The sequence below is a fragment of the Frankia sp. R82 genome (assembly GCF_023716925.1).
Classification (GTDB): Bacteria; Actinomycetota; Actinomycetes; order Frankiales; family Frankiaceae; genus Frankia.
In genome coordinates, this window is record NZ_JAMQQG010000056.1 from 1 (window position 1) to 15,486 (window position 15,486).

A 15,486-nucleotide genomic window follows, 5' to 3' on the forward strand; every position below is an offset into this window, starting at 1 on the left:
GCCGAGGTCCACGGCCTGCAGGAACCTCTCGAAGCCGTGTGTGCAGCTCCTGGGGTGAACGCCGACGTCCGAGGCGTTCGGCGCGTTGCTCGGCGGCCATCTGCTCACCGCCATCGGAACACCACCGAGCCGGCCCCGCGTCCCGTGGACCCCGCCGGCGCCGGCCGCGCCGTCCACCGACCCGGCCGGCGGGATCAAGGCCGTCCTGCGCTCGGACGCCACCCGGGCCACCCTCGCCACGGCGATGGACACGGGCGGAGACCTTGAGGACCACCTCACCCCGGTCGCGGACTGGCTCGGGCGGCTCCTGCTGCTGTACCTCGTGCCGTTCACGCACCTGGTGCCCGACGAGCGGATGCTGCCGCGGGAGTCGCTGCGCTTCTTCCACCTGGACCCGACCTGGCTGGACGCGCTGGTCTCCGGTGCCCTCAGCATCGGCGCGCAGTCCAGTCGGGACACCCTCGAGGATCAGACCGTCGCCGCCACCATCCGGGCGGCGGCACGGGCGGTGGCAGCCGGGTACCGCGCGACCCAGCGCGGCACCGCGCCGGAGGACTCCGCGCCCACGGATCCCGCGTCCGACGGCGACGGCGGCGGCGGCGCGCTCGGGCCGGTCTCCGGGCTGCTGCTGCGCTCGGCGCTCGTCTCCGGCTGGCCGAACCTGGCCGTACGCGCCAGCGACGCGGCGGGTGCGCCGCTCCCCATCCTGCGAATGGACCACCTCTCGCCCACCGTGCTGCTGTGCCTGTTCGACGGCCTGCCCGCGGCCGTCGAGTTCAGCGAGCCCCAGGAGGGCTTCCGGTTCGGCGTCGAGGATCACGGCCTGATCCCGCTGCGGAACCTGCTGGCGCCGCCGCACGCTGCGCAGGGTCGCCGGCTCGGCGAGCAGATCGGCCCCGATGTCACCTTCCCCGTCCTGGACCACCTCAGGGCCGGTGCCGGCGGCGGCCGGGTCTTGGACCTCGGTTCGCTCGTCCCCGCGCTGACGGCGGCCCTGGACGCCGCGCACGGCACCGCTGTCGGTCCCCTCGGCCCCGCCGACCTGGCCCTGCAGATGGTCAGGGTCCCCGAGGCCATCCGCTTCACTGGCCCGAACGGAGACTGAAGGTGACCGCCAGTCCCGCGCTCGTCGTCCCCGTGGACCTCGACGTCCTCGTGGTCAACCGGGCCCTCCAGGGCCGTGACTCCTTCCGCAGCTGGCAGCACACCTACCAGGCACTGGACGACTACCTGAGCCCGGAGCCGGAGGCGGGAGACCGCCAGAGCAACGACCCGGTGTACAGCCACACCGGCGTCCACCTGCACTGGACCCTGCCCCGGGGGCTGCGCCACGGTGTGCAGGACCCGGCGACCGGTGCGATCAGCTACCCGCTGGTGCCCAACCGCTGGCTGGTGATCCGCGTCAGCGGCACCAGCACCCGCGGTGCCCAGGCGTGGGTGATCGAAAGCGACTGCCCGTACAGCCCGCGGGCGCAGGAGGACGGACACGACTTCGCGCGCTCCAGCCCCTACCTGGTCAACGCCACCACTCTGAGTGCCTGGCAGGCCAGCCCCGACTCCTACCGCAACACCATGGATCCTGACGTCGCGCAGGTCCAGATCGGGCTCGCCTTCGGACACACCGACAACACCCCGTGGACGGAACGCGCCGGACGGGACCCCCTGTTCGTCACCGCCATGGCCACCGGGGACCCGTACTTCACCACCTACACCCCGCACAACGCGGGCGTCTTCTCCTTCCTCGACGACCTCGCCGACGTCGGCTCGGCCACCGTCCTCGGCTACCGGGTCATCGGCTGGTACTCCGATCCGGACGCCGACGTGCTCGCCTCCCTCCCGCCCGGCACTTCCTACGCCGACCAGCTCGCGCACCTCGGCTGGCAGGACCCCCGCCTGACCGGCGAGACCGGTCACGACGCCGCGGCCAGCCCGATCACCCGCAGCCTGTACGCCGGTACGGCCCTGAGCGTCGGCTGGGATCCCGACGCGACCGCGGCGCCCGTCCCGGACCCGCTGGACACGATCCAGGACAACGGCGCGCTGAGCGTCGCCCTGGGCAACACCACCGAGGACGCCTTCACCGCCCTGGCCGGCCAGTCGCTGCACGCGAACGGCGCCGAGCCCTCCGCCGCCGACCTGTCGCTGCTGCGGGCGTTCCTGCACGACCTGCTCGCCGTCGCCGAGGAGAAGGGCGGCGACGAGCGGGTACGCCGCCAGATCCGCGACGCCGCGTTCGCCACGTCGGCCGGCGGCCATCGTTGGACGGTCGCACCACCTCCCGCGGATGGTTCGCCCGCGGATGGTTCGCCCGCGGATGGTTCGCCCGCCGACGGCTCGTCCGCCGACGGCTCGAACGCCGAGGCCGCGGCGCCGCCTCCCTTCGTCCCGCCGGCGTGGCTGGCCACGCTCAACGACGACCAGCGCCAGCTCGACGAACGGCTCGGCGAGCTCGTGGACCTCCAGTGGCGGCTCAACGCCCTGTGGCTGAAGAACGGGATCGCGGGCGCGTCGATGACCGAGATCGACGACGTCCCCGACCAGGACCTGATGACGCGGGAACTCGACGCCGAGCGGGAGGGATCGCTCGCCCACACCGTGGGCGTCCGCACCGCCCAGGTGCGGGAACTGGCCGCGAAGGTCCCCCAGCCCGACCACACCGAGCCCCACGCCAACGCCCACGACGCGTTCGTCGCCGGGGTCGGCGCCTTCGCCGCGGCGAAAGGGCTGACCGGGGGTGCCGAGCTCAAGGCCGTCCCGCGCGCCTCGTACGCGCAGAACAACAATCCCGTGGTGAGCCTGTCGGGGATCCTGCCCCCGGCGGACGCGACCGTTCCCGACCAGCCCCTCTCCGTGCGGCCGCTCACCGCGGACGGCGCCGCGCTGATCAGCGCCGTCACGGTCGCCGGCACGACGATCACCGCGGCACCCGGCCGCGGCCCGATGCCCGCCGTCGCGGGTCTCGACGCCTTCCCGCCCGAGGTGCCCGCGCTGGTCGCGGAGTACTTCCTGCTCGACCCCGGCAACGCCGCGGCACTCGCCGCCGCCGGCGGCCTGTCGACGGAGCAGGTGGACGCCGTCCTGAGCGCCCACCCACCCGCCGCCTACACCGGCACTCTCCCGGCGCTCGGGCTGGAACCCTGGGCCCAGCCCTGGGAGCCGCTGTTCATGGACTGGAAGATCTCCTACCGGCACATCCCCCACGCCGTGGGCACGCAGCGCTGTTGGACCTTCGACGGCACCGACTACCGCTTCACCCCGCAGGGCGTCGACGTCCCCGTGGACCGGGTCGTCGTCACGGGGATCTGCGCGCTCGGCCCGCACCCCCGGTCCCTGTTCGCGGCCAGGCTGAAAGAGTACGTCGCCCAGCACGGCAGCGACGACCAGCAGGACCAGATCGACGCCTGGCTCACCGCGATCGGCGACTGGGGGCTGCTCGCCCAGGAGCTCACCGGCTTCAACGATCGCCTGGCCGCCCGCGACCTGCGCGCCTTTCGCCGCCCCACGGCCGACGACACCGACTTTCCGGCCGTCGCCGACCTGGCCGGCTACCTGGACGCCGCCACCGAGGACAGCCTGCCCGCGCGCTACCGCGGCCGGGTCGACAGCGTCCCCTACCTGCCCGGCAGCGCCAGCGCACCCTTCCACGAGACCCGGGCCGGGCAGATCTGCATCGAGGAGCTCTTCCTCTACGACAAGTTCGGCCGGGTCCTGGAGGTCGTCAGCGCCAACACCGAGAGCAGCGGGCTGCACGACTACCGCAACTTCCCGCTCACCGTCGACGCCGCCCTCGCCGTCGGGACCTCGCTGACGCCCACGATCGCCTCCGTCGCCCAGCTACCCCCGCGCCCCCTGCAACCCGCCCGGCTCGACTTCGATCTCCTGGACGCCCAGAGCGGCACGCGCGTCGTCGGCACCGCGGCCGATCCCAGCCCGATCTGCGGCTGGATCCTTCCCAACCACCTCGACCGCAGCCTGCTGCTCTACGACCCGGCGGGGCTCCTGCTCGGCACCTATCGGCTGCTCGCCGGAGCCGACGGCCAGCGCACCGGCCAGTGGGAACCCGCGCCCGGCAGCGCCATCACCACCCCGGAGCAGCTCGCCGCCCACGTCCCCGAGCTCGCGGCCCTCATCGGTTCCCCGGCGCTCGTCGGGGAGGCGAACGTCACGGCCTTTCTCGACGTCATCGACTCCACCCTGTGGACCACCGACCCGCTTGGCCAGCGCGCCGACCAGAACCTGTCCCTGCTGCTCGGGCGCCCGCTGGCCCTCGTCCCCGCGCAGCTGCGGCTGACCCTCGCGGGACCCCCCATCCGCGACACCGGGTGGGCCGCCACCCTCGACCCGCCGCCGGCGACCTTCACCAGCGACCAGTTCGAGATCCGCCTGGGCGACGTGGCCGCCCGCGACGACGGCCTCATCGGCTACTACGCCACCGATGCGTGCGGGGCCTACGACTTCGCCAGGTTCCACAGCGTCACCGCCCCCGACGACCAGCAGGACTACATCACCCAGATCGGGCCGCCCGACACCGGCACTCCGCCGGCCGACACCCCGCCGGCCGGGAACTACGTTCCGCTGACGTTCGGCGATCCGGCGCCCACCCGGCTGCTCCTGCTTCTCGATCCCCGTGCCCCCGTCCACGCCACCAGCGGCATCACCCCCACCGCCACCGTCGCCGTCCCGCCTCGGCACACCGACGACGCGCTGCGTCACCTACAGGCGCTCTTCCGGTTCGGTCCCGTCCTCACCACCGAACACGTTTCGACCAGCCCGCCCGACGCCGGCTCTGACCCCGACTCGGGGCCTGGCTCTGGCGCTGGACCCGACTCCGACTCAGGCTCCGACTCCGACTCAGGCCTTGGCGGTGCGTCGGAGGCCGGGACTCTCGCCTTCCCTCGGCCGGCCGAGAAGAACGGCTCGTGGTCCTGGCTGCGCCCGGCGCCGGGCGAGGCTCCCTGGGAGCCGTACGCGCTGATCCCGGCGCCGCTGGAGGCGCGCTTCCCGGACAGCCCCGTTCTGCTGGAGGACGGTCTGCTCCGCTTCCTCGCCGACCCGGAGCAGTAACCACGTCCCTTTCCCGACGCACGCCACCACCGTAGGCCACACCACCGCGTATCAGAACACCGCAAACCAGGATGCCGGAAAGCAACACGGCAGGCCAGGAGGATTTCGCCATGCACGAAGACCCGTTGTTCGACTATCGCCCCGCCACCAGCCCGTCGCCACTGGAAGCAGGAGGTGACCCCGAGAAGGGCACCAAGGCCGCGATCAACATCTCCGTTCTCGCCGGTGCACAGAAAATCTACTCCGACCGGATCGCGGTTTCCGTACCGGTGGGCACGCAGAGCGGCACCGCCTTTTTCACCGAGAATCCGAGCATCGCGGTGAACGACGCACGATGGAAGCCGGTGGCGCTGGAGGACGACGGGGACGGACTCGTCGAGCCCGACGCCACCAAATACGCTGTCACCTTCCACAACGCCAGCCCCAAGGACCCGGTCACCTACCCCCTGGTCTTCAGTATCAGCGGCTCGATCGCCACCACCACCGGTGACCCGCTCCTCGTGCAGGTCACCGAATCCTCCACGACGGATCCGCGGCAGAAATGCAGCGTGAAGAATCCGAGGAAGCTCACCCTTCCCGTCATCGAGCCCATCTTCTATCTGCGCAACTTCCTGCCGCGCAGCTCGAACCGGTCGGCCGTCCCCAGGACGACGATCGACGCCGGTGACTCCTTCCAGCTCTCCTGGGAGAGCAACGGCACCTACTTCTGGCTGTACGACGGCCACCACGACGTCCCCGTGTTCAAGGGGACCGAGACGTCGTGGCCCGTCCCGGCGGGTACGGTCACCAGCGACACCACCTTCGTCCTGAAGGCGTCCGCCGCCGCCAGCGCGCAGGGGGCCGACAGCGAGCAGCACGCCGCGGCCGGCTTCGAATCGGTCGAGCTGTACGCCAGTGTCACTGTCACCGTGAAAAATCCCACCCTGACCGGACTGATCGTCACCGGCGATCTTTCGGTCGGCGGAAGCGTCACCGGATCCGGCGGAGCCGAATTCGTCGAAGGCGAAGGCAGATATGTGCGTATCCGCGAGCTGCGCGGACCAGGAGGCGAAAATCTGATGGTCAACAGTACCGTGGAGGTCCTTCCGGGCAACGACGTTTCTGTCGCCGGTGACCTGTCCGTCACCGGTGACCTCGCTGTCTCAGGCGATCTTTCGGTCAGCGGAAGTGTCACCGGATCCGGCGGAGCCGAATTTGTCGCGGACAACGGAAAATACGTGCGTATCCGCCAGCTGCGCGGGCCATATGGTGAGGATCTGACCGTCGACAGCTTCGTCAAGATTCTCGCGGGCAACGACGTTTCTGTCGCAGGTAAGCTTTCGGTCGGCGACAGGGTTTCGGCCCGGAGTGATCTTTCGGTCGACGGTGTTATCACCGGATCCGGCGGAGTCCGATTCGACGCGGACAACGGAACATACGTGCGTATCCGCCAGCTGCGCGGGCCCGGGGGTGAACATCTGACCGTCAACAGCACCCTCGAGATCCTGGAAGGCAACGACCTGATTCTTGACGGGGGGGAACGAGCCGTCGGGCCCGCCTGAGCGAACGTGAGTCGCCCCGCGCGGCGACCATGCCAAGCGCGAGTGGTAACAGCCTTCCTTCCCCGACGCACGCCATGACACCGCACGCGAGGAGGGCTTCGCCATGGTCGACAACCCCTGCTCGACTACCGTCCCGCGACCAACCCATCACCGTTGGAGGCTGGCGGTGACCCCGAGAAGGGCACCAAGGCCAGGATCAACATTTCCGTGCTCCATGGTGAGAAGACCATCTACGCCGATCGGATCGCGGTCTCCGTACCGATCAACACGCAGAGCGGTACCGCGTTCTTCACCGAGACTCCGAGCATTGCCGTGAACGACGCGGGGACTGCAATACCAACGGCTCTGGCACACATCCGGTGGTGACTGAGCGTTAGCCGAGCAGGATCCGGTGACGGAGGAGCGGGAACCCGGCTCGGCCGTGCATCTGATGCATGATGGCTCTGTTGCGTCCGGCCGGTGCAGGTGGTCGTCTTGGCGGTCGGTCATGATCAGGTGATGGGTCGAGGTGCGGTCGCTCCGCCGGTGCCGGTGCCGGTGCCGGTGTCGGGGTTCGCCGGGTTCCGGTTCCTGCCGGAGGTGATCGTGCTGGCGGTGCGCTGGTACTTGCGGTTCGCCCTGTCGTACCGGGATGTCGAGGAACTGCTCGCTGAACGGGGCCTCGAGGTCGATCACGTGACCGTGTACCGGTGGGTGCAGCGGTTCACGCCCTTGCTGGTCGACACCGCGCGGCCGTGTCGGCACCGTCCTGGGGACAGGTGGTTCGTCGATGAGGTGCGCCACGAGGCGCTGTGGATTCCTGTGGAGTGAGAGATCTTCACCGCTGGCCTGTCGCAGCAGGCCGGTTGGAGCTGAGGGCAGCCTGGGCCGGGAGACGCGGGGGAGGGCGGGAAGCAGCCCTGACAACGACGGGACAGGTCGGCACTGCCAGACGGCCTGGGCCTGGCAAGCGAGGCGGAAAGGTGTACGTGAGGAACCAGCGTCGTAAAGCCCCTCAAGCGAAACACCAGCTCGAACCTGGCGGATGTGGGCTGGGCTGCGGTGAACCTGACGTGGATCTCGTCCTGCGTGGGGGCGCCCGGCGGGAACGAGTGTCTGTCCGGCTGGGTGGCCACGGGGAAAGCCTGCGGCGTACTCGTGGATGGCCGCTGGGGCATAGCTGGACACCGACCCTGCCGAGGGAATCTGTGGCGAACGTGGGAACCGCGCTGATGCTCCCCTCCGACCGGGGCGGGAAGGCTCGTCGTCAGCCGATGGCATCAGAGTGGGGCGGAGCCGTCGTAGTAGTCCGAGGTCGGGAAAGCCGGCCACATGGCGAAGGGCGGCAGCAGGCTCGCAGTGAGTGGACTGGAAGGCCAGGAGGACGCGGGTGAATACCGGCGCGCCGGCCCGGAGAGCCTGTCCTGAATCTTGATCGTGTGCACCGAGCGTGGCCCGTTCCTGATCTTGCCAGCGTGGCGGCGTGATCTACCAGGACGAGGGGCAACGGTCGAGACATGAGCCGATCCCGCCGCTACCCCTGCGACATGTCGGACGTGGAGTGGGCATACGTGGCACCGCTGCTACCCCCGGCGCCGAAGGACGGGCGGAGGGAGAAACACGACCGGCGCGACATCGTGGACGCGATCCTCTACGTCACCCACAACGGGATCGTGTGGCGGGCGCTGCCGGCGGACTTCCCACCGTGGAAGACCGTCTACGGCTTCTTCGACCGGTGGAAGAAGAAGGGCGTCGTCATCCGGGTCCACGACGGGCTGCGCGACGAGGTCCGCCAGGCCGAGGGCCGCGCCGCCCAGCCGACCGCCGGGGTGATCGACTCCCAGTCCGTGAAGGGCGCCCAGACCGTCACCCTGCCCACCCGTGGCTACGACGCGGGCAAGAAGGTCAACGGCCGCAAGCGGTTCATCGTCGTCGACACCCTCGGCCTGCTGCTGGGCGTGCTCGTCCTGCCCGCCAGCCGCCAGGACCGCGACGGCGCCCGCCAACTGCTGCTCGACCACTACTTCACCACCCCTTCCTGCCGGCACGTGTTCGCCGACGGCGGCTTCGCCGGAAAGTTCGTCGACTGGGCCAGCCGAACCCTGAAGACCACCATCGAGATCGTCCGGAAGAAGGAAAGCCAGAAGGGCTTCGAGCCTCTCCCGAAACGCTGGGTCGTCGAGCGGACCCTGGCCTGGCTCACCGCGCACCGCCGCCTCGCCCGTGACTACGAACGCAACCCGGCCAGTTCCGCCGCCTTCATCTACTGGGCGCTGATCCAGACCATGGCCCGCCGCCTCGCCCGCGGCACGCCCGTCGCCCGCTGGACACCCAGAACGACTACCGACAGTAAAACCCCGTCAAGATTCAGGACAGGCTCTCAAATTGGTGTGCAGGCTGCGGTCAGACGATCAGTGAGAGGGCGGTGCGGAGGTCGTCGGGGAGGGTCCTCTGCGGTGAGGAGCGGTTCGCCGGCGCGGATCTGGATGGTGCGGTAGCGCCGGGTGGTGCGCACAAAGCGCGGATGGACCAGCCGGTGTGGTCCTCGACGAACCGGGTGACGGCGAGGGCGGCGAAGACGATGGTCAGGTGGGCGTCGATCGAGGTGCGTTTGTGGTGGTAGATCGGCCGGACGGCCTGTGGGGTGCCGGAAGTCGGCTTGGGCCTGTGACCTGGGGTGATGCGACGAGGCAAAGCTGGCGGCATGATGGTCAGCTATGTCCATCCGCCCGCTCTATCTGATCTTCGTTCGGGTGTGCGGCTGGCTTGTCCTCCTCGGCCGTTCGTCGGCGTCGAAGGACATCGAGCTGCTCGTGCTGCGACACGAGGTCGCGGTGCTGCGCCGTACCCAGCCCAAGCCCCGATGGGACTGGGCGGACCGGGCGGTCCTCGCAGCGCTGATCAGGCTTCTACCCAGGACGCTGCGAGCGCACCGGCTGGTCACCCCCGGCACCGTCCTGCGGTGGCACCGCCGCCTGGTCACACGGAAATGGACCCACCCGCAGCGGACAGGACGGCCACCGATCAGCCCGGAGATCGCCACGCTGATCGAGCGGCTCGCGACCGAGAACACGACATGGGGCTACCAGCGGATCCAGGGCGAACTCCTTAAGCTCGGCCACCGAGTCGGCGCGTCCACGATCCGCCGGGTACTGAAGACCCTCGGGTTGCCCCCGGCTCCGAAACGCCAGACCGACACGACGTGGCGGCAGTTCCTGCGCACGCAGGCCTCGACCATACTGGCCGTCGATTTCTTCCACGTGGACTGCGCCGTGACGCTGCGGCGTCTGTACTGCTTCTTCGTCCTGGAAGTCGGCTCTCGTACCGTCCACATCCTCGGGGTCACCGCCCACCCAGACGGCCTGTGGACCACCCAGCAGATCCGCAACCTTCGCATGGACCTCGGCGACCGGGCTGCCGACTTCCAGTTCCTGATCCGCGACCGCGCCGGACAGTTCACCGCGTCGTTCGACGCGGTCCTCGCCGACGCCAACATCACCGCCGTCAAGATCCCACCCCGAACACCCCGCGCGAACGCCTACGCGGAACGGTTCGTCCGCACGGTCCGGACCGAGGTCACCGACCGGATGCCGATCTTCGGCGAGTGGCACCTGCACACCATCCTGACCGAGTATGCGGCCCACTACAACGGACGGCGACCCCACCCCAGCCGCAACCTTCAACCACCACGGCCCGACCACCCCGTCACAGACCTGACCAAGGAACGGATCACACGCCAGCCCGTCCTCGGTGGCCTGATCAACAAATACGAACGAGCCGCCTAAAACCCCAGGTCAAGGCCGGTGACCGAGTTCCGGCACCCCACAGGCGCATCGGCGCGGTTCGGTTCCCGGACACGGCGTGGGGGGCGCAGCTGCGCGCGGACGTGATTGGGTACGCCAGCGAATCGTGGTCCACGCTGGCCGCCCCATGCAGGAGGTCGCCACCTACGCGTTCGGCGAGCCTCCGGAGCTGCTTGAACGGCTCGCGCGAGACCGCGGGCTGCATCGGGCTGTGGCGCAGGCAGTGTACGATATTGTGGTCCGCAGCGGCGCCGAGTGCCGGCCGCCCACCGGGGGTTTCTATGTCTACCCGGACTTCTATGTCTACCCGGACTTCGAGGTCTACCCGGACTTCGAGCCGCTGCGCGAGACGCTAGCCGGCAAGTCTGTCCCCAGTGGGGAGTCACTGCAGCGGCACCTGCTGGAAAACTGCGGGATTGCGGTGCTGGCCGGCGTCCATTTCGGCGACGACGCCCGCGCGCTGCGATTCCGCGCGGCGACCAGCATGCTCTACGGCGCGACGCGGGCCGAGCAGCAGGCCACCCTGGACGGCCCCGGACCCGCTGGCGGTTGGCCACGTGCGCGCTGAGCTCGACGCCGTCAAGGCCGGATTCGCGGAACTCGCAGAACCTTAGCCGATGCCACCCGGTGCCCCGGTCATCCGCCCTGACGGGCACACCACGCTGAAGGGTCAACATGTGAAACCGAAAGGAGGCTGGATGAACGTGTCCGGGTACAGATCGCTCGCGTCGGTCTGCATCTTGAGCTTCGTGATTGGGATCGATGTCACCATCGTCAACGTTGCCCTGCCCCGGATTCAGGACGCCTTCGCCGTGTCGACCGGGTCGCTCGGCTGGGTCGCCGTCGCGTATTCGCTGACCTTCGCGACGTTGATGTTGTCCGGTGGCGCCTGGTCGGACAGGTTCGGCCACGCGCGGGTATTCATGTACGGCATCCTTGTCTTCGGCGCCGGTTCGCTGATCGACGTGGTCGCGCCGAACTTCTGGCTGCTGGTACTGGGCCGCGCGGTGCAGGGTTTCGGAGCCGCGATGTGCACACCGGCGGGCCTCGCGGTGCTGCGTTCCAGCGTTCCGCCGCAGCAGCTGGGGCGCGCTATGGCGCTGTGGACCTTCTCCCAGTCGGTGGCCGTGTCCGCTGGGCCAATCCTGAGTGGTGCCCTCGTCCAGTTCTTGACCTGGCGCAGCGTCTTTATGATTAACATCGTGGCCGTTGTTCCGATCATATGGCTGGCGCTGCCGGACGTACGGAACAAGACGAGCGAAGCTCCGGCAACGCGACGGAAGTGGGACGCCTACGGACAGGCTCTCTATGCGGTGTCGTCCGGCTTGTTCGTCGGCAGCTTCATTGTCCTGCGGCACCCTTCCGGTGGTCTCGAGTGGTCGCTTCTCGCCGCCCTCCCGGCAGTGTCCATAGCTGGCCTGTACGCGTTCTTCCGGCACGAGCAGCGGTTCGTCGACCCGGTGCTCCCGGCCTCCTTGCCCACGAACAAGGAATTCCAGTCAGCCGTGATCATCGGAGGCTTCATCGTCTTCGTCAACTTCGGACTGGTCTACTGTCTCGGCCTGTACTACGGAGTGGATCACGGTTTCACGCCGCTCAGGGCGGGCATTATGTTCCTGCCGATGATGCTTGCCTGCGCCGTGTCGACCTCCCTCGTGGAGCGGATCCGGCACGCGATCGGTACCCGCGCGACGATCGCCGCCGGAATCGCCTCAAACCTCGTGGGCTCGGTGTTCATCTGCGTTCGGCCTGATAGCGTCGGTTGGGTCGTCGCGAACGCCGTGTTCCTGGGATTCGGAGTCGGTCTCGCGATTCCTCCGCTGGGCGCCCGCCTGCTCGGGTCAGTGGACGTGAAGATATCCGGCGTGGCCGGCGGCATGCTCAGCTCCACGCGCAACTTCGCTATCGCCCTCGGGGTCGCTATCCTAGGGATCATGGTGCAGGGTTCCACGACATCGGTCCATGTTGAGCTCCGCGCGATCAGCGCGGTATGCGCGCTGATCATGCTCGTCGCGCTCGCCACGTACCTGGCTACCACCAGAGCGGAAAGCCGGACCGAGAACCCACCGAAGGACGCCGCCACCGAGATGGCGGCTGTGGCCGTCGCTGCGGCAGAGGAAAGGTAGTACGCGGTGCAGAATGTACTCGATCGCATCGAGGGATTGGCCGGTGTATTCCCGGAGGCGCTGTTGCATCCGGCCGGGGCAGGACCTCGGGCCGGCGGCGAGAGATGATCGGTCGATGGGTCGAGGCGTAGCTGCTCTTCCAGCGCTGGGCTCGGAGTTCGCCGGGTTCCGGTTTCCGCCGGAGGCGATCGTTCTTGCGGTGCGGTGGTACCTACGGTTCGCGCTGTCCTACCGGGACGTCGAGGAGCTGCTCGCCGAACGCGGCCTCCACGTCGATCACGTCACCGTCTACCGATGGGTGCAGCGCTTCACGCCCCTGCTGGTCGAAGCGGCCCGGCCGTGCCGGCACCGGCCCGGCGACAGGTGGTATGTCGATGAGACGTACGTGAAGGTTGCCGGCCGGTGGACGTATCTGTACCGGGCCGTGGACCAGTACGGCCAGGTCATCGATGTCCTGGCCAGCACCCGCCGCGACCAGGCCGCCGCCCGCCGCTTCTTCACCCGCGCCCTGGCCCAAGGCCGCCGGCCGGTCGAGGTCACGACCGACAAGGCCCCGGTCTACCCGAGGCTCCTCGACGAACTGCTGCCCGCGGCCTGCCACATCGACGCGGCCCGGGAGAACAACCGGATCGAAGCCGACCACAGCCGGTGGAAAGCCCGACTCCGGCCGATGCGCGGCCTCAAACGCCTACGCTCGGTCCAGACAATCAGCGCCGGACACGCCCTCGTGCAGAACATCCGCCGCGGCCACTACGAACTCGGGATCGACAGCAACCCGGCGCTGAGGCTGGCAGCCGCATTCACCGAACTCGCCACCGCCATCTGACCGACGGTCACCCCGGCCCGCTGGCATGCCCAGCTTCGCCAGAACGCAACAGTGCCCCTCGGCGACACCTGCCGCACCAACTCACGATCATCCTTGCGAGGGGTCATGCCACCCGATGGCATCACTCACAGTGCCCATCCCGCCGGACCTCGGCCCGGCGTGTCGGGCCGGAAACACCGATCTTGAAACAGTCCCGCTACGGCGAGTTCGGTGAGGGGCCGATAATGTCCATAGTTGGCGACTGACCTGTCTGGGGGCTGGCATGGACGTGTCGGGCGTGGACGTGTCGGGCGTGGACCCGCTGGACGAGGACGACCCCCGGACCGTCGGGCCTTACAACCTGCTCGGTCGCCTCGGGGAGGGCGGGATGGGCACGGCGTACCTCGCTCGCCACGGCGAGGGGGGTCGGTATGTCGCCCTCAAAATGGTTCGTCGTGATCTCGCCAGGGTTCCAAAGTTTCGCGAGCGGTTGCTGTGGGAGGCCCACGCCGCGCAGCGGGTCGCGAGGTTCTGCACCGCGGAGGTGCTCGACGTCAGCGTGCAGGACCGGCGACCCTACTTGGTGACGGAGTTCATCGACGGCCCCACCCTGGACACCGCCGTGTGGGAGCGTGGTCCGCTGCCGACCGCGGATCTCGAACGGCTGGCGGTGGCCGTCGCCTCGGCGCTTACCGCGATCCACGCTGGTGGTGTGGTGCACCGTGACCTCAAGCCCGGCAACATCCTGCTGTCGTCGTCGGGGGCGAGGGTCGTCGATTTCGGTATCGCCCACGCCTTGGACGCCACCACGACGCTGACGCACTCCAACTCGGGAACACCGGCCTTCATGGCACCCGAACAGGCTCTCGGAACGCCCGCGACGGCCGCAGCCGACATCTACGCCTGGGGCGGAGTGATTCTTTTCGCCGGCACAGGACGGCTTCCCCACGGTACAGGAGCCATCCCGGTGATCCTCTATCGTGCGATCCACGAGGACCCCGACCTCACCGGACTCGACATCTCACTGAGGTCCCTGGTCGAGCGTGCTCTGCGCAAGAATCCGGCCGAGCGCCCCACCGCTCACGACCTTTTTCTCGGCCTGGTGCGCGGTCGCCCCGCTGCGGTGACAAGCACGCCGACACCGGCACGGCTCTCCCGGAGTGCTCCGCCGGCCGAAGACCGGGAGGCGCCGGAAGAACGGAAGCTCGTCGGAAGAAGCGGTCGCGGTCCTTGGAACAGGTCCGCGTCGCGAGTGGCCGAGCAACCGAACGGCGGCACCAGGTCTTACGATGCCGAGCAGGACGGAGAGAGGACCACCGTCCCAAGCGGTGATTCCTCCGGTGGAGAAGGCAAGTCGGAATCGGTAGGAACCGGCACGGCGGCGATGAGGAGGCTGCTGCGAGATCGGATCATCTTCATCGGCACAGCGGTGGAGGAGGAAACTGCCGAAAGGGTCTGTGCGGAACTACTCATGCTGGATGCCGAGGAACCGCATCGCGATATCTTCCTCTACATCAACTCGCCTGGCGGCAGCGTGCCCGCGGCCATGTCGATCTATGACACGATGCAGTTCGTGCAAGCCGATGTCACCACCTTGGTCCTCGGACTGGCAGCGGGGACAGCGCAGTTGCTGTTGACTGCAGGGACGCCGGGCAAGCGTTGTGCACTGCCCTTCGCGCGAGTCCTGATGTGCGGACCCACGGCCGGGGCGAGCGACCCGGATCACAGTGCCGCGATCGAGGAAGAAGACTTGCTGTACACCAAGCGCGTGATTCGTGATATTTTTTGTCGTCACATCGGCCAGCCTGTCGAGCGGATTGCGGAGGACCTGAATCGGAACCGCTGGTTTACCGCCAAAGAGGCACGTGACTACGGAATGATCGACAACATAGTCGTGAAATCGTCGACTTGATCGCGGGCCTCCGTGACTCGCGCCGGCGGACGAAACACCGAGATCCTTTGATCTGCGGGTCGTCTACTTCGCTGTTCAGCCGATGCCGAACTGACAGTCAAGTTGACAGCCCAGCGGTCGGACGAACTCGGACACCGTCGGACGTCAGCGGACGGAGCACCCCAGACCGCTACGGATCGGAAGGTTGGGGGTTCGATTCCCTCCGAGCGCACGTCAGGTTGAGACAGGTCAAAGCCCCGCAGCCGATCACACGGCG

General features: G+C 68.6%; 8 protein-coding genes and 3 pseudogenes. 10 read left to right on the forward strand and 1 reads right to left on the reverse strand.

Annotated features, from left to right (window positions below):
* Positions 1 to 85: 85 nt before the first annotated feature.
* The 5 genes and pseudogenes from ND747_RS12955 to ND747_RS12975 form a co-directional block, all read left to right on the forward strand.
* Positions 86 to 1,105, forward strand: coding sequence for a hypothetical protein (locus ND747_RS12955; protein ID WP_251733779.1), 1,020 nt, complete (start codon positions 86 to 88; stop codon positions 1,103 to 1,105).
* Between the two features lie 2 nt (positions 1,106 to 1,107).
* A complete protein-coding gene (locus ND747_RS12960) occupies positions 1,108 to 5,064 on the forward strand; it encodes a hypothetical protein (RefSeq protein ID WP_251733780.1) in 3,957 nt (1,318 codons plus the stop codon).
* Positions 5,065 to 5,174: 110 nt separating this feature from the next.
* Positions 5,175 to 6,605, forward strand: coding sequence for a hypothetical protein (locus ND747_RS12965; RefSeq protein WP_251733781.1), 1,431 nt, complete (start codon positions 5,175 to 5,177; stop codon positions 6,603 to 6,605).
* A gap of 543 nt (positions 6,606 to 7,148) precedes the next feature.
* A pseudogene (locus ND747_RS12970) lies at positions 7,149 to 7,379 on the forward strand (IS6 family transposase); the annotation flags it as partial.
* Positions 7,380 to 8,101: 722 nt separating this feature from the next.
* Positions 8,102 to 8,813: pseudogene (locus tag ND747_RS12975) on the forward strand (IS5 family transposase); the annotation flags it as partial.
* Between the two features lie 174 nt (positions 8,814 to 8,987).
* Here ND747_RS12975 and ND747_RS12980 read toward each other — a convergent pair.
* Positions 8,988 to 9,215: pseudogene (locus ND747_RS12980) on the reverse strand (IS1634 family transposase); the annotation flags it as partial.
* Between the two features lie 86 nt (positions 9,216 to 9,301).
* Here ND747_RS12980 and ND747_RS12985 point away from each other — a divergent pair.
* The 5 genes from ND747_RS12985 (at position 9,302) to ND747_RS13005 (ending at position 15,230) form a co-directional block, all read left to right on the forward strand.
* Positions 9,302 to 10,369 carry an integrase core domain-containing protein gene (locus ND747_RS12985; protein WP_251733782.1) on the forward strand — a complete coding sequence of 356 codons (1,068 nt, stop codon included), beginning with the start codon at positions 9,302 to 9,304 and terminating at the stop codon, positions 10,367 to 10,369.
* Positions 10,370 to 10,514: 145 nt separating this feature from the next.
* Positions 10,515 to 10,955, forward strand: coding sequence for a hypothetical protein (locus ND747_RS12990; RefSeq protein WP_251733783.1), 441 nt, complete (start codon positions 10,515 to 10,517; stop codon positions 10,953 to 10,955).
* 130 nt (positions 10,956 to 11,085) lie between these two features.
* Positions 11,086 to 12,513 (forward strand): MFS transporter, encoded by a 1,428-nt coding sequence (locus ND747_RS12995; RefSeq protein ID WP_251733784.1) that lies wholly within the window; start codon positions 11,086 to 11,088, stop codon positions 12,511 to 12,513.
* A 115-nt stretch (positions 12,514 to 12,628) separates the two neighbouring features.
* A complete protein-coding gene (locus ND747_RS13000) occupies positions 12,629 to 13,339 on the forward strand; it encodes an IS6 family transposase (RefSeq protein WP_251733785.1) in 711 nt (236 codons plus the stop codon).
* Between the two features lie 262 nt (positions 13,340 to 13,601).
* The gene (locus ND747_RS13005) at positions 13,602 to 15,230 is read left to right on the forward strand and encodes an ATP-dependent Clp protease proteolytic subunit (RefSeq protein ID WP_251733786.1); all 1,629 of its coding nucleotides are present in this window, start codon (positions 13,602 to 13,604) and stop codon (positions 15,228 to 15,230) included.
* The last annotated feature ends 256 nt before the right edge of the window (positions 15,231 to 15,486 follow it).